The organism is Cryobacterium arcticum (assembly GCF_001679725.1).
GTDB lineage: Bacteria > Actinomycetota > Actinomycetes > Actinomycetales > Microbacteriaceae > Cryobacterium > Cryobacterium arcticum_A.
Window position 1 is genome coordinate 3,757,832 of sequence record NZ_CP016282.1, and the last position, 19,564, is coordinate 3,777,395.

Consider the following 19,564-nt stretch of genomic DNA (forward strand, 5'->3'; position numbering starts at 1 on the left):
ATACGGAAGACTGGCACGACACCGATCGCGGAAAGACAGGCATCATGGACGTCCAGCTGCTCCTCGTCATGACCGGCGCTCTGATCATCGCCGCCTTCGCCCACCTGCGCGGTCTGCAGGCCGGCATCGTCACCGTCACCCTGGCGGCGGCCATCTCGTTCATACCCGGCCTGCCCCGGCTAGAACTCGATCCCGAGCTGATCCTCGGGGTCGTGATCCCGCCGCTGCTGTACTCCGCCACCCTGAACTTCTCCTTCTTCGCGTTCGTCAAGAACTTGCGCAGCATCCTCGGCCTCGGCGTGGGCCTGGTGGTCTTCACCACCGTGGTGGTGGGCTTCCTCACCTCCTGGATCGCCCCGGAGATCGGCCTGGCCGGGGCGTTCGTGCTCGCCGCCGTGGTCTCACCGCCGGACTCGGTCACCACGGTCAGCCACGGCCGCGAGATCGGGCTGCCGCGGCGCACGATCTCGATCCTCACCGGGGAGAGCCTGGTCAACGATGCGGCTGCACTGACCCTGTTCGCGGTGGCGGTGGCGGCCGTCACCGGGGACAGCGAGTTCATCGAGAACCCGTTCCTCCTCTTCGGCTGGGAGGCCCTGATCGGCCTGATCCTCGGTGTGGTCATCGGTCGCATCGTCATCGCGGTGCGCCGACGGGTGGGCAACCCCACCATCGAGAGCGGGCTCAACCTACTGGTTCCGTTCCTGGCCTATTTCGCCGCCGAGCAGCTGCACGCCTCCGGCATCATCGCGGTCGTCGCGGCCGGCTTCACTGTGAGCATCTCGCACTTCACCGTGCGCCCCAGCACGGCGCCGTCCACGGCGTATCGCACCCGGCTGCAGGAGGCCGCGCTCTGGCCCGTCGTCGACCTGATCCTCGAGGCGTTCGTCTTCGCGTACATGGGCCTGCAGTTCCGGTTCGTGCTGGAAGACCTCGCCGAGTCGAGCACCCCCACCTGGTCCACCATCGGCCTGGGCCTGATCGTGCTGCTCGCGGTGATCCTCTGCCGGTTCGCCTGGGTGTACTTCAGTTACGGCCGCGCCCAGCTGGCCCTTCTGATCTACGCCAAGCGGGTGGCGGCCTCGCTCGACCCTTCCGCCGCACGGCGGCAGCGTCGGCGCGGCGGGCCTGCGCGCCCCGTCGAGGGACGACCGGGGAGAACTGACAGGTCGCGGCGGCCGGACAGCGTGCAGAGGCTGCGTATGCAACAGAGGCTGGACAGCGCGACCGGACCAAACGGCCGGCGGGGCGGTCGCCCCGGCCCGGGCGGCCGGCAGGGCGGACGCGACCGCGGGCACATCACCGTCCTCACCCCGGCCGAGAACCTCCTCGTGTCGTGGACCGGCATGCGCGGCATCATCACGCTCGCCGCGGCCGGGGGCATCCCGCTCACCATCGCCTCCGGCGCCCCGTTCCCCGGCCGCACGATCATCCAGACCGTGGCGTTCATCGTGGCGGTCGGCACCCTGCTGCTGCAGGGTTCCACCCTGCCGCTCCTGGCCAAGACACTCCGCATCGATACCACCGCGGAAGACGCCGAGGTCGAGGAGGGGCGGGCCGACGCCCGCGCCGTAGCCGCGGCCGCCGTGGCCGGGCGCGAGGACAACACCAGCGGCGAGTACTTCGACCTGCAGCGGGCCGCCCTCACCCAGGCCGTCGTCGATCGCAAGATCTCCCCGGCCAGCGCCGGCGACGTGCGGCACGAGCTCGACGCGCTCCAAGCCGGCGTGACACCCCTGCTCGACTGACGGATGCGCCCGGCCAGGCGACCGAACAATCTACGGTCACCGCGGCGTGAGGGAGGGATCATCGTCGGAAAATAAAACCGCCCGACCGAGTTTGCGCGCGATTATTCGGCGGAAACCCATTTGAAACAGGAAGCCAGCAGTATTTCCTGCAGGGACCAGTTGATTCTTCGGGCTGACCCCGCATCCAATCCCTTCCCCCAACTGGAGCAATCATGCGCGTCGGAATCCCCAGCGAGATCAAGAACAACGAGAACCGAGTGGCCATCACCCCCGCGGGAGTGTCCGAACTCACCCGTCGAGGCCACGACGTGGTCATCCAGCGTGGGGCCGGCCTCGGCTCCTCCATCACCGACGACGCCTACGCCCTGGCCGGTGCCACCATCCTCGACACCGCGGCCGAGGTGTGGGCCGCCGCCGAGCTGCTGCTCAAGGTGAAGGAGCCCATCGCGGCCGAATACGGCTACCTCCGCGCCGACCAGGTGCTCTTCACCTACCTGCACCTCGCCGCCGATCGCGCCCAGACCGAGGCGCTGCTCGCCTCCGGCACCACCGCCATCGCCTACGAGACCGTGCAGCTGCCCAACCGCACCCTGCCGCTGCTCTCTCCCATGAGCGAGGTCGCCGGGCGACTGGCCACCCAGGTGGGCGCGTACCACCTGATGAGCGCGGCCGGCGGGCGCGGCATCCTGCTCGGCGGCGTGCCCGGCACCCCCAAGGCCAAGGTCGTCGTGATCGGCGGCGGCGTCGCGGGCGAGCACGCGGCGGCCAACGCCCTGGGCATGGGCGCCGACGTCACCATCATCGACCTGTCCGTGCCGCGCCTGCGCGAGCTGGAGAATCGGTTCGACGGCACGATCCAGACCCGGGTCTCCACCGCGTATGAGATCGCCGCCCAGCTTGCCGACGCCGACCTCGTGATCGGCTCGGTGCTCATCCCCGGTGCCGCAGCGCCCAAGCTCGTCACCGACGAGATGGTCGCCGGTATGAAGAAGGGTTCGGTGCTCGTGGACATCGCCATCGACCAGGGCGGCTGCTTCGAGGGTTCCCGGCCCACCACGCACGACGAACCCACCTTCGACGTGCACAACTCGGTCTACTACTGCGTCGCCAACATGCCCGGCGCCGTGCCTGAGACGTCCACCCGGGCGCTCACCAACGCCACCCTGCCCTACGTGATCGCGCTCGCCGACAAGGGCTGGGAACTGGCCATCGCCGATGACGCCGCGCTCGAGGCCGGCCTGAACATCCACGCCGGCACCGTCACCAACGCCGGCGTCGCCGCCGCACTCGGCCTGCCGCTCGCCGCCGCCCGCGGCTGACACGAGTCGGCGCGCCACGCTCGGGGCGCGGCACCCGCATAACGGCGCGGCACCCGCGCAACGAGACCGACGGATGCGTCCCCACGCGCCACGCGGGGCACGCGCCGTTTCGCGGGTGGCGTGCCACCCGCCTGGCGGCGCGGCACCCGCGCAACGGCAGAAACCATCCTCGCGGCGCAGCACCGGCGCGCGGGGCCTCATCCCCTGCGGATCGCGCTCAGGCGACGTCGACGGCCGGCACCAGCGCGGCCAGCTCCGCCAACTGGGAGGCGAGCGCCCGCTCGTGACGCTCGGACGGCAGGAACACGCCCTCGACGACGTGCTCGGCCACCCAGGCGATCTCCACATTGGCCGCGAGCACCCGCATGCCGAGGTTCACCATCACCGGCTGCAGCGCCGTGACCGCCCGGGTGCCGCCGGAGAGCCCGCCGTAGCTGACCAGCCCAACGGGCTTGCCCGCCCACTCGCCGTGCAGGTGGTCGATCGCGTTCTTCAGCGGGGCGGAGTAACTGTGGTTGTACTCCGGCAGCACGAAGATCACAGCGTCCACAGCCTCCACCCGGCGGCTCCACTCCCAGGTGAGCTCGCTCGTGTACTGCTTGAGGCGAGGATGGTGGGGCTCGGCCAGCATCGGCAGCACGAACGCGGCGAGGTCCACCACATCCACCTCGACATCGCCGGCCTGCCGCGCCGCCTGCGCGACCCAGTCGCCCACCGGCCCGCCGACCCGGCCCACCCGGGTGCTCGCGATCACAACCATCAACCTCATCTGTCGGCCACCTCTCCCACGGGCCGCGCATCCCAGCGTGCCCAATCTGCGCTGATTCCCTCGGCTGCGCGCAACAGCTGCGGCAGGTAGTCGTCGACCAGGGTCTGCATGCTCGTCTCGTACGCATGCGTGTTGAGATTGACGGCCGCGACAACCGCACCCGCGCCATTGCGGATGGGTGCCGCGACCGACCGGATGGCCGGAGCCAGCTGTTGGTCGGTGATCGCCCAGCCGCGTTCCCGCACCTCGGCGAGCGCCGCATCGATCTCGGTCCGGCTGGGCGTCCAGACCGCCGTCACGGGCGACCGGCTCGGCTTGCTCAGCGTCGCCTCGAGGGCATCCGGGGTCAGCCCGGCCAGCAGCACCTTGCCGAGCGAGGTCGCGTAGGCGGGAAACCGGGTGCCGATCGTGACCGACAGCGCCACCAGCTTGGGCACGGCCACCCGGGCGACGTAGACCACGTCGGCGCCGTCGAGTTGGGCCACCGAGCAGGACTCGTTCACGCGGGTGCTCAGGTCGGTGAGGTGCGGCCGGGAGAGCTCCCAGATGTTGCTCGAGCACACGTAGGCCATGCCCAGCTCCAGCACCCGCGGGGTGAGGCTGAAGCCGGCATCGTCGCTCCGCACATAGCCGAGCTCGGCCAGGGTGATCAGGATGCGCCGAGCGGTGGGCCGGGCGAGCCCTGTCGCGGTCGCCACCTCACTGAGGTTGAGCACCGGGCGGCCGGGGGCGAAGACCGTGAGCACGTCCAGGCCGCGGGCAATCGCCTCGATGAAATCGGGACTCTCGGTGGCGCGCGCCATCACAACCTCTCCGCGTCGGGCCACGCCGGGCGGACCACGGGAAATCTGCCCGCCACCCTTGACCGTCGATCGCTTCTGGGGTTCACTATAGATCACTGTCCGCCCAGCGGACAGTCGTCCGCAGAATTGAAAGGCAAAGATGCCTCACCCATTCGCATCGACCCCCACGGGTGCCCCGCGCACCGTCGAGGCGCCCGCACCCCAGGCCGGCCCGCTCGACGGCCTGCTCGTGGCCGACTTCTCCCGTGTCTTGGCCGGCCCGTACTCCACCCAGCTGATGGGCGACCTCGGCGCCACCATCGTCAAGGTGGAGGGCCCCTCCGGCGACGAGACCCGCGACTGGGCGCCGCCCGAACGCGACGGCGTCTCCACGTACTACCTGGGCGTCAACCGCAACAAGCGCAGCATCACCCTCAACCTCGCCGACGCCGGCGATCGCTCTCTCGCGCAGGAACTCGCCCGCCGGGCCGACATCGTGATCGAGAACTTCAAGCCGGGGGGCCTGGCCAAGTTCGGCCTGGACTACGCCTCCGTGCGCGAAGGCAACCCGGCCGTGATCTACGCGTCGATCAGCGGCTTCGGCACCGCCGGCGGCGCCGCGCTGCCCGGCTACGACCTGATCGTGCAGGCCATGAGCGGCCTGATGAGCCTCACCGGCGACGCCGACGGCACCCCGTTCCGCAGCGGAGTCTCGGTGTTCGACGTCATGACGGGCATGCAGGCCACCGTCGGCATCCTGGCTGCGCTCAACCACCGCAACAGCACCGGGCAGGGCCAGCAGGTGGAGGTGAACCTGCTCTCCACCGCCCTGTCGGCGATGGCCAACCACAGTTCCACCTACGTCGCGGGCGGCCAGGTGCCGTTCCGCATGGGCAATGCCCACCCCAGCCTGTTCCCCTACGAACCCCTGCCGGCCAGCGACGGTGACATCGTGATCGTGGCGGCCAACGATGCCCAGTTCGTCAAGCTCGCGGGCGCGCTCGGCCACCCGGAGTGGGCCGAAGACGACAGGTTCGCCCGCACCGTGTCCCGCAATCAGAACCGGGAGACGCTCCGGCCGCTACTGGTGGCCGCCCTCGCCACGAAGACCACCGCAGAGTGGTTCGATGAGCTCACCCTGGCCGGAGTGGCCTGCGGACCGATCAACACCATCGACGACGGCGTTGCCCTGGCCGAACGGCTGGGCCTCAAGCCGGTCGTGCAGGTGGGCACGGGCGACGCGGCCATCCCCATGGTGCGCAACCCCATCGACTTCTCCCTCACCCCCGCCCGCTACCTGTCACCGCCACCCGCGCTCGGGCAGGATGCCGCGGAGATCCGCCAGTGGCTCTCCCGATCTGACGCCGACCACGAGAACATCCCCTACGACGAGAGCGAGTTCGACCTGTGACCGACTACCCCACCGGCCTGGGCACCAGCGACCGCGACACCATCTCGCTGCTCGGCCACGACCTCGCCGGCGACCTGCTCGGCACCGTCACCTTCGGCGAACTCGCCTTCTGGCTGGCCACCCAGCAGCGACCCACCCCCGGGCAGCTGCGCGTGTTCGAGGCCGTTCTCGTCTCGCTGGCCGACCACGGCTTCACCCCCACCGCCATCGCCGCCCGGCTCACCTACTACTCCGCCCCCGACTCGCTGCAAGGCGCCATAGCCGCGGGCCTGCTCGGCGGTGGCAGCCGCTTCCTCGGCGTCACCGAAGACACCGGAATGTTCCTGCACACCGCGCTGGCCGACCTCGGCGACACGAGCGGCTTCACCGACGAGCAGTGGGATGCCGCGGCCCTCACCCTGCTCACCCAGACGAAGCAGTCCGGCCGCCGGGTGCCCGGCCTCGGCCATCCGGTGCACAAGCTGCGCGATCCCCGCACTGACGTGATCATCCGCATCGCCGATGAGCAGGGCCTGCGCGGTGCGCACCTGCGCCTGTTCGAGGCCATCGGCCGCACCAACGGCCAGGTGCTGGGCAAGGACCTGCCGCTGAACGGCGCGGGTGTGGCCGGCGCCGCGCTGGCCGACCTGGGCCTGCCCATCGAGCTGCTGCGCGGCTTCGCCCTGCTCGCCCGCACCGCCGGGCTGATCGGCCACCTCGCCGAGGAGCGCATCAACCCCATCGCCCCGGCGATCTACGCCGAGGTCGACCGCAACGCCGTGTACGTGCCCGCCATCCCCACCAACTAGTCCAGCGTCAGCCTCGAAGCAGAAGTCTCGAAGGAGAGAAATGGCCACCCTGAGCGCGGTGCTCGCCACCACCCACCACCCGTTCTACCTCAAAGCCACCACGGCGCCGCCGGAAGAGCGGATGCCGCAGGCCGACGAGTGGAAGCGCAAGGTGGAGGCCTATCGCGAGACCCTCACGGTGGCCAAGCCCGACATCCTGGTGATGGTCGGTGCCGACCACTTCCATCAGTTCTTCTCCGACAACTACCCCACCTTCCTCATCGGCAAGCAGCCGATGTACGACGCCACCTTCTACAACGAGACCCGGGAGTTCGGTCTGCCGACCTTCCTGCTGCAGGGCCACGAGGAGCTTTCCGGCTACATGTTGCAGGGGCTGCTCGACCGCGGCTTCGACTTCTCGGTCAGCCACGAGCTCAAGATCGACCACTCGATCATCTGCCCGATCATCACCACCCGGCCGGATGCCGACCTGCCGATCGTGCCCATCTACACGAACATCTTCGCTCCCCCGCTGCCGAGCCCCAAGCGGTTCTGGGACCTGGGCCGGGCCATCCGTTCGATCATCGACGAGTGGCCGAGCGACCTGCGGGTGGCGGCGGTGGGCAGCGGTCACCTCTCGCTCGAGCTCGGCGGCCCGCGCCAGTTCGGCGAGACCGGCCCCGACCCCGAGTTCGACCTGCAGGCCATCGAGTGGCTGCGCACCGGTGACATCGACGGGATCCTCGCCAACGTCACCCACGAGAGCATGTCGGGTGCCGGCAACGCCACCCACGGGTTCATGGACCTGATCCTGATGATGGGCATCGCCGGGCCGATCGAGGCGTCCTACGTCGACAGCCTCGACCTCTTCCATACCCGCGAGGCCTATGTGACGTGGTACCCGGAGGGGGCGCCGTCGTGAGCATCTACTACGTGAACAAGTTCCTGTTCCAGGTCGACGCCGACCCCGAGCTGCTCGCCCGGTACAAGGCCGACCCGGCCGAGCTGGTGGCCTGGTGGGAGACGGAGCGCGGACCCTGGTTGAACCGGGTGGAACGCACCACCTGGTTGGGCTTCACCGACACCGAACGCCGCGCGCTCGTCGAGCACGACTACGTGACCCTGTTCGAACTCGGTGCGCACTTCTTCCTCTCGCTCACGATCTTCATCGCGATCTACGACGCCGACTACGCCGCCCGGTCCGGCCCGCTCTCCTTCCAACGGGAGTACGGCGCCAACCTCGCCCACTGGATGGGCAAGGAGTACCCGAGCGTCGCCCTGTAACACTGCCGCACCGCCCCCAGTTCGTCATTCGCCCGACTAAGGCAAAGGAGCCCGTCATGCCCGTCACCCCCGTTCCCGCCCTGCCCGACCACGCGCCGCCCGCCACGGTTTTCCGCGACGCCACCGTGCTCACGATGGATGCCGGCCGGCAGATCCTGCCGCACACCGATGTGCTCATCGTCGACGACAGCATTGCGGCGATCGGCCCGCACCTCGTGGTGCCGGACGGCACCTTCGAGATCGACGCGGCCGGCGGCATCCTGATGCCGGGCATGATCGACACGCACCGGCACATGTGGCAGACCGCGATGCGCGGCTACGGCGCCGACTGGACCCTCACCCAGTACTTCGTCTGGTACTACCTCGAACACGGCAAGCACTTCCGCCCGCAGGATGTCTACGCCGGCAACCTGCTCTCCTCGCTCGACGCCATCGACGCCGGCATCACCACCACGGTGGACTGGTCGCACGGGCTGCGCACCATCGAGCACGCTGAGGCGGCGCTCGCGGCGCTGCAGGAGGCGCCCGGCCGCTCGGTGCTGGCCTACGGCAACATCTTCGCCGGGCCCTGGGAGTGGTCGGACTCCGACGAGTTCAAGGCCTTCGCCGCCGCCCGCGAGAAGGGCAACGAGATGCTTGGCTTCCAGATGGCGTTCGACGTCACCGGCGATCCCACCTTCCCCGAGCGGCGCGCCTTCGAGGTGGCTCGCGACCTCGACCTGGCCGTCACCACGCACGCCGGGGTGTGGGGAGCGACCAACGACGACGGCATCCGGCTGATGTACGAGAACGGCTTCATGACCCCCGGCACGGTCTACGTGCACGCGGCCACCCTCTCCGACGACTCCTACCAGCGCATCGCCGCCACCGGTGGATCGGTGTCGCTGTCGACCGAGAGCGAGCAGAGCTGCGGCCAGGGCTACCCGCCGTCGTGGGTGCTGCGCTCGCACGGCATCCCGGTGTCTCTCTCGGTGGACACCAGCGTCTGGTTCAGCAGCGACCTGTTCGCCGCGATGCGCACCACCCTCGGCGCCGACCGCTCGATCGAGCACATGAAGGCGCACGAGCTGGGCGACACCGTCACGCACTCGCACCTGCGCGCCGAACACGTGGTGGACTGGGCCACCCGCGGCGGCGCAGCAGCACTCGGCAAGGAGGCCACCCTGGGCTCTATCGAGGTGGGCAAGAAGGCGGATGTGGTGCTGGTGAAGAACGACGCCTCACCGTCGATGTTCCCGGTTCTGAACCCTTACGGGCACATCGCCCTGCAGGCCAACCGGGCCGACGTGCACACCGTGCTCGTGAACGGGAGGATCGTCAAGTACGCCAACGCCCTCGTCGGCGACCAGCTCGCGACGGCCCGCACCGCGGTGGAGGACACCATCACCCACCTGCAGTCCACCCTCGGCGATGAGGTCTGGAACGCGGGCATGAACCCCGACATCCCGGCCACGAAGATCCTCGACAACCCGTACACCTACACGGAGTACCGCACGAGCTCGACGCACGAGGCCGCGGAGGTCTGAGCCGGCCTGGGAGGCGGACGCTGCTGTGCGGGTCAGGCGCCGCTTCCCAGCCGAGGTGCGCGGGTCAGGCGCCGCTACGCCCCGGGCACGCCACCTGCGTAGCGGCATACCACCCGCGCATCTCGCCCCAGCCGAGGTGCGCGCGGCGGATGCCTAGACCTTCATCCGCAGCGCCGTCACGAAGGTCGGAATGGTGATGATCAGCTGCCATGCGATCACGGGGATGATGACCATCGCCTCGGCGGGCGCGGCCCACCAGGGGCTCTGGGCCAGAAGCATGAGCGCCACGGTGATCACGAAGACCACCGAGAGCACCCGGTACGACTGCGCGTAGACCAGGCCACGGATCTGCGCCTGCCGCTCGTCGAGCACCTCGGGCGAGAGCTCTTCAACGCCGCGCGTGGAGGCCTTGAGACCGCCGAGCGTGATCACCATCGCGATCATGAGCACCACCATGCCGCCGATGAAGACGCCGACGGGCATCAGCCCGGCGGTGCCGATGAGCACCCCTTCCACCACCAGGATGGCGATGAGTCCGGCAGCCAAGAGGCGCCGAGCTCGCGGGTTGCGCAGGCTCTCCATCGAGGGGTCGTCCAGTCGGGCCGCCCGGCGCTGCTGGGAGGTCAAGGATGTGTTCATCGGCGTTCTCCTTCGGTGTTGTAGAGCTGGTCGGCCATGCTGGCGAACGGGGTCAGCGAGAAGACGGCGTCGAGCGGAACCCCCAGTGCCGCGGCAATTCGCAGTGCGAGCACCAGGCTCGGGCTGTACTCCCCGCGCTCGAGGTAGCCGATGGTTTGGTAGTGCACCCCGGCCAGCTCAGCAAGCTCTTTGCGACTCATGCCGCGCTCGGCGCGCAGCACGGGCAGCCGCGTATAGAACTGAGGCTGCTCATCCTGCACTTGCTTCTTCATGTAGTAAATGTACTACATATGTCTGTATTCGCACAAGATGCGACGGAGAGAAACCCCCCGGTCAGACGCTCGCGCCCCGTGCCGCGCATCGTAAGCTGAGCCCGTGGGGGACACGAGAAAACGCGCAGTGGTCGCCGGGGCATCCGGATTCATCGGCCACAGGCTCATTCGCGAGCTCCTCGACCAGGGGTACCAGGTCGCCTGCATCGGCCGCTCGGGTCCCGACGCGAGGTGGGGCGACGACGCCGCCGTGCTGTCACTGGTCGACGGCGCCGATCTGCTGGTGAACCTGGCGGGAAAGATCGTGAACTGCCGGTACACGGAGGCCAATCGCACCGAGATCCTCCACTCCCGCGTCGACACCACCAGAGCGCTGCATCGGGCGGTCGCGGCGAGCGCGAAGCCGCCGCGGCTGTGGCTGAACGCGAGCACCGCCACGATCTACCGATACGCGCTCGACCGCCCGATGACCGAGTCCACGGGCGAGCTCGGCACCGGCTTCTCGGTCGACATCGCGCGCGACTGGGAGCGTGAGTTCTTCACCGGCGACCTCCCCCAGACCCGACGGGTGGCGCTGCGGATGGCGATCGTGCTCGGCGACGGTCCCGCCACCGCGATTCTCGTGCGGCTGGCTCGATGGGGCCTCGGCGGAGTGCAGATCGATGGCTGGTGGTTTCCGCACCGGCGCTACCGCGGCATCGGCCACGCCCCCTCCGGCGACGGCTCGGCGCCCGCGCACCGTTCGCACGGCCGCCAACGGTTCAGCTGGATCCACATCGACGACGTTGTCGGCGCCATGAAGTTCATCGTCTCCCACGATGAGATCACCGGGCCGGTCAACCTGGCGGCGCCTCACCCCAGCGACAATCGCACGCTCATGGCCACGCTGCGCCGCGCGGTGGGGGCCCCGATCGGTTTGCCGGCCTTCCGCTGGATGCTCGAACCGGCCATGTGGGTGCTCCGAACCGAGCCCGAACTAGTACTGAAGAGCCGCTGGGTGGAGCCGGAACGGTTACTCGCCGCCGGGTATACCTTCGCCTGGCCGCACCTTGACCCGGCGATCGACGACGTCGTGCCACGACGGGGCAGCCGTAGCCGCTGAGATGCTTGCGCCCAATCCGGGATCATTTCCGCGAAAACGGTAATAGAGTACGTTTCATGCCTCAGATACGGATCAAAGACGCGGCCGCGTTCCTCAGCGTCAGCGACGACACCGTGCGGCGCTGGATCGAGAACGGCACCCTGCCCAGCTCGAAGGATGCCTCCTCCCGCACCGTTGTCGACGGCCTCGCGCTGGCCCGGCTGGCCCGCCAGAACGCGGTGCTGCCCGACGACCCGTCCGGGATCGGCCGCTCAGCCCGCAACCGGTTTGTCGGCCTGGTGACCGACATCGTCATGGACACCGTCATGGCGCAGGTCGAGATCCAGTGCGGTCCGCACCGGGTGGTGTCGCTGATGAGCAGCGAGGCCGTGCGCGAGCTCGGCCTCGAACTCGGCTCGGTGGCCATCGCCGTCGTCAAGGCCACCACAGTCATCGTCGAGACCCCGGCGGGCAAGTCGTGACCGGCACACGTCGACTCCGCCCATTCGCTCTGCTGGCCGCGTTCGGCATCCTGGCCGCCGGCCTCACCGGCTGCGCGGCACCCGCCGGGACGGCTTCCACCTCCTCGGCCTCGGCCGACGGCCTCGAGGGCAGCATCACCGTCTTCGCCGCGGCCTCACTTACGGCCACGTTCACCGAACTCGTCGACGCCTTCGAGGCCGAGCACCCCGGCACCACGGTGGCGCTCAACTTCGCCGGCTCCTCCGACCTCGTCACCCAGATCACCGAGGGCGCCCCGGCCGACGTGTTCGCCTCCGCCGACACCAAGAACATGACCAAGCTCACGGATGCCGGCCTCCAGCAGAGAGACCCCGTCGACTTCGCCACCAATGTGCTCGAGATCGCCGTGCCGCCGGGCAACCCCGCCGGCATCACCGACTTCGCCGACCTGGCTGAGCCCGGGCTCCAACTGGTCGTCTGCGCCCCCGCGGTGCCGTGCGGTTCGGCCACCGCCGCCGTCGCGTCGGCGGCCGGGGTCAGCCTCAGCTCGGTGAGCGAGGAGTCATCGGTCACCGATGTGCTCGGCAAGATCACCTCCGGCCAGGCGGACGCCGGCCTGGTCTACGTCACGGATGTCCAGGCGGCGGGCGACGCCGTCGAGGGCATCGACTTCGCCGAGTCCGGCGAGGCCGTGAACACCTACCCGATCGTGGCGCTCAAGGGCTCCGCCGAGGCGGATGTCGCCCAGGCCTTCATCGACTACGTCACCGGTAGCGCCGGCCAGCGCGTGCTGGCGGCCGCCGGGTTCGGGGCACCGTAACCGCATGAGCCCGGCAGCGAAGCAGTATTCCGGCGTCCCCGCCTGGGTCGCCACCCTCGCCGTGGTCGGCGCGGCATTTGTGCTGCTGCCCCTGGCGGCGATGGTGCTGCGGGTCAACTGGGCGGAGTTCATTCCGTTGATCACCTCGGAGTCCTCGGTTGCCGCGCTGCTGCTCAGCCTGCGCACGTCGCTCGCGGCCACGGCGCTCTGCGTGCTCTTCGGGGTGCCCATGGCGCTGGTGCTGGCCCGCACCCACTTCTGGGGGCAGAAGATGCTCCGCTCGCTGGTGCTGCTGCCGCTGGTGCTCCCGCCGGTCGTGGGCGGCATCGCCCTGCTCTACACCTTCGGCCGCCGGGGCCTTCTGGGCCAGACCTTCCAGGCGCTGGGCATCGAGATCGCCTTCTCGACCACGGCCGTCGTCATCGCGCAGACCTTTGTGGCGCTGCCGTTCCTGGTGCTCAGCCTCGAAGGCGCGTTGCGCACGGTGGGCACCCGTTACGAGGCCGTCGGGGCCACCCTCGGGGCGAGCCCCACGACGGTATTGCGGCGCATCACCCTGCCGCTCGTCGTGCCGGCCGTCATCTCCGGCGCGGTGCTGTCGTTCGCCCGCGCGCTCGGCGAGTTCGGCGCCACCCTCACCTTTGCCGGCAGTCTGCAGGGCACCACCCGTACCCTGCCACTGGAGATCTACCTGCAGCGGGAGACCGACCCCGACACCGCGGTGGCCCTCTCGCTCGTGCTGGTGCTCGTGGCGATCGTGATCGTGAGCCTGGCCCACCGTGCGGGCCTGCCCTCCCTGCGGCCGGCTCGGGTGCCCTCGTGAGCTTCTCCGTCGACGTGCATGTCGCCGAGCGGGACGTGCGCCTGCACCTCACCGTGGCGGCGGGCGAGACCGTCGCGGTCCTCGGGCCGAACGGCGCCGGCAAGTCCACGCTGCTCGGCGCGATCGCCGGTCTGATCAGGCCCGACAGCGGGCGGAGCGAGCTGAACGGCACGGTGCTGTTCGACCTGCCGGACGGGCCGGGCCGCGGCATCTGGCGGCCGGCGCACCAGCGCGGCGTCTCCCTCCTCGCCCAGGAACCCCTGCTGTTCCCGCACCTCAGCGTGCTCGACAACGTCGCATTCGGCCCGCGCAGCACCGGCGCCACGACGGCCGGCGCCCGCGAGACGGCCGCCCGTTGGCTGGGCGAGGTGGATGCCGAACCGCTCGCGGCGCGTCGCCCGGCCGAGCTGTCCGGCGGGCAGGCGCAACGCATCGCGGTGGCCCGCGCCTTGGCCTCCGACCCCGGCCTGCTGCTGCTCGACGAACCGCTGGCCGCCCTTGACGTCTCGGTGGCGCCGGCGGTGCGGCGGATGCTGCGCCGCGTGCTTGTCGATCGCAGTGCCGTCATCGTGACGCACGATGTGCTCGACGCGTACACGCTCGCCGATCGGGTGGTCATCGTGGAGAACGGCCGGATCAGCGACGAGGGCATCCCTGCCGAGGTCTTCGACCTTCCCCGGGGCGCCTTCGCGGCCTCACTTTCCGGGGTCAACCTGGTCACCGGCATCCGTCGCGGTCACACCCTCCTGACCGCGGAGGGCGACGAGATCACCCTCGCCGCCGACGGGACCGCGCCCGAGGGCGCCCGGTTGTCACTCGCGGTTCGTCCCGCCGCGGTGACGGTGACGGTCGAGCAGCCCACCGACCTGGCCGTCACCCGGGTGTGCGCGCGCATGATCGACCTCGAACCCCGCGGCGACGTCGTGCGAGTCCGCAGCTCCGTGCTGGCCGCGGATGTCAGCCCACAGCAGGCGGCCCAGCTCGACCCGGCCGTCGGCTCCCCGGTCTGGTTCTCGTTTCCGGCGAGCGCGGGCACGCTCTATCCCAGCGCCCGAGCCGAGGACCCCAGCGGCAATTGAGACTCTCAGGCCCAGCCGACCACATCGGCGCGGGCAGGCGCGCTATTCTCGTGGCGAAACGCGTCGCCGACTGAGGAGGCCGCTGATGAGCGTCGGACTGACCATCACCCGAACCATCGCGGCGCCGCCCGAGCGCGTGTTCGCCGCCTGGACCAAGCCCGAGCAGTTCGCCGTGTGGTTCGGCGGTGCCGCCGTCGAGGTGCCGCCGGAAACGGTGTCGATGGACGTGCGGGTGGGCGGCCTCTGGACTGCCGAGATGCGGGTTCCGGACGGCACCGCGATCCAATGGCACGGCCGCTACACCGAGGTCGAGCCACCGCACCTCCTGGCCTTCACCATGGACGACGACCCGGCGACCGACACCGTCGAACCCGTCGTGGTGACCTTCGCCCCGGCCGAGGGCGGCACCGAGATGCGGCTCACTCAACCCCGCGACGACCTCACCACCGAGCAGCTGGCTCAGACCCTGGTGGGTTACAACGAGTTCTTCGACAGCCTGGACCTGCTGCTGTCCGGCCGCGACTGACCCGGGCGCGGCTAGGCCGAATTCCGCAGGTCCAGCACCAGTCGGGGCGTCTGCCCGCGGCGCACCGAGGTGGACCAGCGTGCGGCGGGGTAGGCCAGGCGCACAACGAAGTAGTTGAGGTACTCCACCACCCCGAATGCCCACACGGCCACCGTGAGCACGGCGACGGCGATGTTCTCCGGCCACCAGATCACTACGCCGACGAGGCCGCCCGCCAGCAGCAGCACATCCAGCAGCCGGAATGCCCGGTACACGGCCGCGAGCGAAGTGGGCATCGCCGCCCGTTCGACCCAGCTCCGGGCCAGGAGCCAATACGTGCCCGCCTGCAGGAGAACCACGAGCAGCGGAAGCAGCGCCGACCATAGGGCGGCGGCATCCCCGGCGGACTCGAGCCTGGGCGCGATCATGACGCCGGCCACCACGGCGAAGGTGAGGCATGCGGCCAGTTCACCCAGACCGAGGTTCAGATACCTGCGCCTCAGGGCCGTGCGCCGATCAGTGGTCACATCGATACCCTAGCCGCGGCTGAGGGACCCGTCACCGAACCGCGGTGGTGACCAGCCGTTCCAGACGCACGATGCCGGCGTAGCGGCCGGCGTTGTCGGTCACGATCAGCGGATCATAACGGTGGGCCCGGTCGCGGGTGATCGCCCGGAGCAGGGCATCCCGCACCGGGGTGTCGAGTGTGACCCGCAGCGCATCCACCGCCATGCCGAGGTGGGCGCTCTCGCTGTCGAGAACCGAGACCGGTCGGGTGTGGTGGTCGATGAGAACCACGGTGCGCACCCCGGGCTCGTCGGTGAAGATCTGGGCGGCCAGCGCGACGCTCGCCACGGCGGGGGCGACGTCGAGCAGGTCGCGCACGGTGGGCACCGGATTCGACACCTTTGCCGGCAGGACCGTTGTCGCCAGGGCCGGCCAGGCGGGCCCGGGCCGGGCGAGGTAGTACCCCTGGGCGAGCGGAACCCCGAGTGCCGTGATGGTGTCGTACTCCGCCGCGGTCTCGATGCCCTCGGCCAGCACCCAGGAGTCGATCCGGCTCGCGAAGGTGCCGATCATCTCCACGAGGGCCCGCTTCGCTTCGTCGGCGTCGATGCCCTGGATGAGTTCACGGTCGAGTTTGATCAAGGCCGGCTTGAGCGCGAGCAGGCGAGACAGGCCGGCATAGCCCGAGCCGAGGTCGTCGACGGCGATGAGGCCGCCGGCGGCACGGATGGCGTCGAGCTCCGGCTCCAGATCGGTGGCGGACTCGATCGACGATTGTTCGGTGAGCTCCACGAAGACGCCCTGCAGGTCAGAGTGCTCCCGCCAGACCGCGCGGATGACGTCGGCCCGGAGCACCGGCGGCGACACGTTCACGGTGAGGAAGCAGTTGGCCGGCAGCGTCCCTCGTTCCGCGAGGATCACGCGCAGGCAGGCCGCCTCGATCTCCGCCGCCCGGCCGGTCGCGCGCGCCTGCGCGAACAGGTCTTCCACGCCGGCGCCGTCGGGCATCTCGAAGCGGGCCAGTCCCTCGAACCCCACCACGACGCCACGGGCGGTGTCGACGATCGGTTGGAAGGCGGCCGACACCCCGGTTCCGGCGCTGACCGCGTCCAGCAGGGCGCTCCACTGCGCAGCCGAGAGCGGTGCGGCGGGGAGCGGAGTCGTCAGGAGACGACCACGATCCGGTCCATGACGCTCTGGGCCAGCTCGGGGCTCACGGTCTCGATGCCGTGGGCGGCGCTGGCGTGCTGGGCGACCAGCACGAGGATCTCGTCATCGGTGGAACTGACCCAACTCGCCGTGCAGCCCGGCACCACGTCGCCGCATGCAAATGACTTCATAACACTCTCCCCCTGTCGTTCTCGCCACCCGGGCGACTTCTATGCTTTCGTATGCTTCCTAGCATAGTTCGGCGGCGATCCGCTTGCGGATTGGTCATGCAGCGGTCACGACCTGGGTCTTTCCCGCTTTGTCCTGCCATCCCCGCCGATCGCCGAACAGCATGGGGAAGCCGAAGGCCAGCCAGACCACCAGCAGGATCGGCAGCACGGAGAGAAGCGATGTGCCCCTTTCGCTGTTCCCCACCCCACCGTTGGCAACGATGCCGAAGAGTGTCCAGGCCGACGAGGCGGTGGCGACGACAGGCACCGCGAGTACCAGGGTGCGGGCAAAGAACCCGCCGTAACTGACCGGGCCGCCGGTTCGCTCATCGACCAGCCGGATGTGCGCGGCAAGCTGACCTATCGATGCCCGTCTGGTTCTGGAAAGACGGAGGTTGAGCAACAGCACGCCGATCGGCACGAGGAACAGCGAGCCGACGCCCAGCTTGAGCACAGCATTGGCCACCGTGACGTTACCCACCGTGTCGAGGTTGAAGCCCACCATGAAGCAGGTGAAGAACACGATTCCAGTCAGCAGCGTCGTGCCGACCACATCGATGAAGAACGCGACGGCTCGAGCCACTGCGGCGGCAGGCGGCCGAGCGAGGTCGGTCTGGGCATTCAACTCTGCTGGCGTCACACGCTCACCCTAGGGTGTGGGGCCGGGTTAGTAGCGCACCTCGTCGATGGGCCCGCCGCCGGCGAGGTCTTCGAGCAGCAGTTCCGGGTGGTCGCGCACGGTGTTCCGCAGCCGCCACGGGGTGCTGAACAGGGCCAGCAGGGTGCCGTCGCTGCGGCGCAGCACCTCCACCTGACGGTCGTGGCCGAGGATCAGTGCGCTCTCCTTGTCGGTGCGGCGCGCCAGCTGGTACGGCAGCACATCACTGCGGATGGCGGCGCCGAAGTCGTGCGACATCCGCTCCTCGACGACCTCGAACTGCATCGGGCCCACGGCGCCGAGCACGGGGGCCTGGTCGCCGCGGAGGTCGGAGCGCATCACCTGGATGACGCCCTCGTGGTCGAGCTGGTCGATGCCGCGGCGGAACTGCTTGTGCTTGCTGGTGTCGGCGGGGCGCACGGCGCGGAAGTGCGCGGGCGCGAACATCGGCAGCGGCGGGAAGGTGACGGCCGGGCTTCCCTCGTGGATGGAGTCGCCGACGCGGAGCGCGGATGCGTTGACCAGGCCCACGATGTCGCCGGGCCAGGCCTCCTCGGCCACCTCGCGGTCCTTGCCGAAGAGCTGCTGCGCGTACTTGGTGGCGAACGGCCGGCCGGTGGCGGAGTGGGTGACGACCATGCCGCGGCGGAACTGGCCGGAGCAGACCCGCACGAAGGCGACGTAGTCGCGGTGCGAGGAGTTCATGCCGGACTGCACCTTGAAGACGAAGCCGGAGAACGGGCTGGTCACCGGGCGGTGGCCGCCGTCGGCGTCCAGGCGCGCCTCGGCGGGCGGGGCGAAGTCCACCAGGGTGTCGAGGATGTGCTGCACGCCGAAGTTGAGCACCGCGGCGGAGAACAGCACCGGGGTGGTGACGCCGCCGAGGAAGGACTCCTCGTCGTGGTTCTGGCCCTCCTCGGCGAGGAGTTCGGACTCCTCGGCGGCGGCAACCCAGGCGTCGCCCTCTTCGATCGCGGCCTCGGCGGCGGTGGTGCGCTCGGAGTCGGCGCGGGTGGCGCCGCCGGCGGTGCGGTTGAAGCGGATGAAGTCGCTGCTCTCCCGTTCGATCACGCCGCGGAAGTCGCCCGCGATGCCGACCGGCCAGGTGAGCGGGGTGGGGATGAGCCCGGTGCGGGTGCGGATCTCGTCCATGAGGTCGAGGGCGGCGGAGCCGGGCCGGTCCCACTTGTTGATCACGGTGATGACGGGCAGGCCCCGCTGCTTGCACACCTCGAAGAGCTTCATGGTCTGCACCTCGAGGCCCTTGCTGGCGTCGACGAGCATGACGGCGGCATCCACCGCGGAGAGCACCCGGAAGGTGTCCTCGGAGAAGTCGGCGTGGCCGGGGGTGTCGACGAGGTTGATCACGCTGTCGCGGTACTCGAACTGGATCGCGGCGGAGGTGATCGAAATGCCACGCTCCTGCTCCATGGTCATCCAGTCGGAGACGGTGCCGCGGCGGCCGGCCTTGCCATGCGTGGCGCCGGCGGTGGTGATGGCGCGGGCGTGCAGCAGCAGCGCCTCGGTGAGCGTGGACTTGCCCGCGTCGGGGTGCGAGATGACGGCGAAGGTGCGCCGGCGCACGGCCTGGGCCTCGACCTCTTTCGGGGACACCTCGGTGCCCGGGGTCATGGTTGTGTCAGCCACGTGCTCAGTTCCTACCTCTTGTAGTACACGAAAATACGCGCACTACCTTCAAATCTACCCGGCGCGGGTCGACCAGCGGCACCCGC

22 protein-coding genes are annotated in these 19,564 nt (G+C 69.7%); 13 read left to right on the forward strand and 9 right to left on the reverse strand.

The features are described 5' to 3' along the window. Positions 1–44 precede the first annotated feature (44 nt). Positions 45–1,748, forward strand: coding sequence for a cation:proton antiporter (locus tag PA27867_RS17095; protein ID WP_167550863.1), 1,704 nt, complete (start codon positions 45–47; stop codon positions 1,746–1,748). A gap of 212 nt (positions 1,749–1,960) precedes the next feature. Continuing rightward, positions 1,961–3,067, forward strand: coding sequence for an alanine dehydrogenase (ald, locus tag PA27867_RS17100; RefSeq protein ID WP_066598269.1), 1,107 nt, complete (start codon positions 1,961–1,963; stop codon positions 3,065–3,067). Between the two features lie 217 nt (positions 3,068–3,284). On the opposite strand, the gene PA27867_RS17105 is transcribed toward ald, so the two are convergent. Together PA27867_RS17105 and PA27867_RS17110 are read right to left on the reverse strand one after the other, a co-directional pair. Then, the gene (locus PA27867_RS17105) at positions 3,285–3,821 is read right to left on the reverse strand and encodes an NADPH-dependent FMN reductase (RefSeq protein WP_208857268.1); all 537 of its coding nucleotides are present in this window, start codon (positions 3,819–3,821) and stop codon (positions 3,285–3,287) included. Between the two features lie 11 nt (positions 3,822–3,832). Next, a complete protein-coding gene (locus PA27867_RS17110) occupies positions 3,833–4,639 on the reverse strand; it encodes an IclR family transcriptional regulator domain-containing protein (RefSeq protein WP_066598271.1) in 807 nt (268 codons plus the stop codon). Positions 4,640–4,778: 139 nt separating this feature from the next. Between PA27867_RS17110 and PA27867_RS17115 the strand changes: the two genes are divergently transcribed. Genes PA27867_RS17115 through PA27867_RS17135 form a run of 5 tightly spaced genes read left to right on the forward strand, consistent with a single transcriptional unit; the run spans position 4,779 to position 9,606 of the window. Further along, positions 4,779–6,029 carry a CaiB/BaiF CoA transferase family protein gene (locus tag PA27867_RS17115; protein ID WP_084021273.1) on the forward strand — a complete coding sequence of 417 codons (1,251 nt, stop codon included), beginning with the start codon at positions 4,779–4,781 and terminating at the stop codon, positions 6,027–6,029. Then, positions 6,026–6,817 (forward strand): citryl-CoA lyase, encoded by a 792-nt coding sequence (locus PA27867_RS17120; RefSeq protein WP_066598272.1) that lies wholly within the window; start codon positions 6,026–6,028, stop codon positions 6,815–6,817. The genes PA27867_RS17115 and PA27867_RS17120 overlap by 4 nt, the downstream gene beginning before the upstream one ends. A gap of 40 nt (positions 6,818–6,857) precedes the next feature. Beyond that, positions 6,858–7,718: an extradiol ring-cleavage dioxygenase gene (locus tag PA27867_RS17125; RefSeq protein ID WP_066598273.1), complete on the forward strand. Its 861-nt coding sequence runs from the start codon at positions 6,858–6,860 to the stop codon at positions 7,716–7,718. Next, positions 7,715–8,080: a hypothetical protein gene (locus tag PA27867_RS17130; protein WP_066598274.1), complete on the forward strand. Its 366-nt coding sequence runs from the start codon at positions 7,715–7,717 to the stop codon at positions 8,078–8,080. Before PA27867_RS17125 ends, PA27867_RS17130 begins: the two co-directional genes overlap by 4 nt. A gap of 56 nt (positions 8,081–8,136) precedes the next feature. Next, positions 8,137–9,606 carry an amidohydrolase family protein gene (locus PA27867_RS17135; RefSeq protein WP_066598275.1) on the forward strand — a complete coding sequence of 490 codons (1,470 nt, stop codon included), beginning with the start codon at positions 8,137–8,139 and terminating at the stop codon, positions 9,604–9,606. A gap of 153 nt (positions 9,607–9,759) precedes the next feature. Here PA27867_RS17135 and PA27867_RS17140 read toward each other — a convergent pair whose 3' ends face one another. Then, positions 9,760–10,245: a hypothetical protein gene (locus PA27867_RS17140; RefSeq protein ID WP_066598276.1), complete on the reverse strand. Its 486-nt coding sequence runs from the start codon at positions 10,243–10,245 to the stop codon at positions 9,760–9,762. Continuing rightward, a complete protein-coding gene (locus tag PA27867_RS17145; protein WP_066598277.1) occupies positions 10,242–10,517 on the reverse strand; it encodes a helix-turn-helix transcriptional regulator in 276 nt (91 codons plus the stop codon). The genes PA27867_RS17140 and PA27867_RS17145 overlap by 4 nt, the downstream gene beginning before the upstream one ends. Positions 10,518–10,620: 103 nt before the next feature. Between PA27867_RS17145 and PA27867_RS17150 the strand changes: the two genes are divergently transcribed. The 6 genes from PA27867_RS17150 (at position 10,621) to PA27867_RS17175 (ending at position 15,308) form a co-directional block, all read left to right on the forward strand. Beyond that, a complete protein-coding gene (locus PA27867_RS17150) occupies positions 10,621–11,619 on the forward strand; it encodes an epimerase (protein WP_066598278.1) in 999 nt (332 codons plus the stop codon). 56 nt (positions 11,620–11,675) lie between these two features. Continuing rightward, complete coding sequence (locus PA27867_RS17155; protein ID WP_066598279.1) at positions 11,676–12,080, forward strand: TOBE domain-containing protein; 405 nt, start codon at positions 11,676–11,678, stop codon at positions 12,078–12,080. Then, positions 12,077–12,880, forward strand: coding sequence for a molybdate ABC transporter substrate-binding protein (gene modA / locus PA27867_RS17160; protein ID WP_066598280.1), 804 nt, complete (start codon positions 12,077–12,079; stop codon positions 12,878–12,880). The genes PA27867_RS17155 and modA overlap by 4 nt, the downstream gene beginning before the upstream one ends. 4 nt (positions 12,881–12,884) lie before the next feature. Further along, a complete protein-coding gene (locus PA27867_RS17165) occupies positions 12,885–13,703 on the forward strand; it encodes an ABC transporter permease (protein WP_066598281.1) in 819 nt (272 codons plus the stop codon). Beyond that, positions 13,700–14,782 carry a sulfate/molybdate ABC transporter ATP-binding protein gene (locus PA27867_RS17170; RefSeq protein ID WP_066598282.1) on the forward strand — a complete coding sequence of 361 codons (1,083 nt, stop codon included), beginning with the start codon at positions 13,700–13,702 and terminating at the stop codon, positions 14,780–14,782. The genes PA27867_RS17165 and PA27867_RS17170 overlap by 4 nt, the downstream gene beginning before the upstream one ends. Positions 14,783–14,867: 85 nt before the next feature. Continuing rightward, a complete protein-coding gene (locus tag PA27867_RS17175; RefSeq protein ID WP_066598283.1) occupies positions 14,868–15,308 on the forward strand; it encodes an SRPBCC family protein in 441 nt (146 codons plus the stop codon). A gap of 11 nt (positions 15,309–15,319) precedes the next feature. Here PA27867_RS17175 and PA27867_RS17180 read toward each other — a convergent pair whose 3' ends face one another. The 5 genes from PA27867_RS17180 to PA27867_RS17195 form a co-directional block, all read right to left on the reverse strand. Then, positions 15,320–15,814 (reverse strand): hypothetical protein, encoded by a 495-nt coding sequence (locus tag PA27867_RS17180; protein ID WP_066598284.1) that lies wholly within the window; start codon positions 15,812–15,814, stop codon positions 15,320–15,322. Between the two features lie 31 nt (positions 15,815–15,845). Beyond that, positions 15,846–16,961, reverse strand: coding sequence for an EAL domain-containing protein (locus PA27867_RS17185; protein ID WP_066598285.1), 1,116 nt, complete (start codon positions 16,959–16,961; stop codon positions 15,846–15,848). Further along, positions 16,958–17,134: a DUF1059 domain-containing protein gene (locus tag PA27867_RS20370; RefSeq protein WP_084021276.1), complete on the reverse strand. Its 177-nt coding sequence runs from the start codon at positions 17,132–17,134 to the stop codon at positions 16,958–16,960. Before PA27867_RS20370 ends, PA27867_RS17185 begins: the two co-directional genes overlap by 4 nt. Before the next feature lie 94 nt (positions 17,135–17,228). After that, positions 17,229–17,813 carry an RDD family protein gene (locus tag PA27867_RS17190; protein ID WP_084021277.1) on the reverse strand — a complete coding sequence of 195 codons (585 nt, stop codon included), beginning with the start codon at positions 17,811–17,813 and terminating at the stop codon, positions 17,229–17,231. A gap of 27 nt (positions 17,814–17,840) precedes the next feature. Beyond that, a complete protein-coding gene (locus tag PA27867_RS17195) occupies positions 17,841–19,463 on the reverse strand; it encodes a peptide chain release factor 3 (RefSeq protein WP_066598287.1) in 1,623 nt (540 codons plus the stop codon). Between the last annotated feature and the right edge of the window lie 101 nt (positions 19,464–19,564).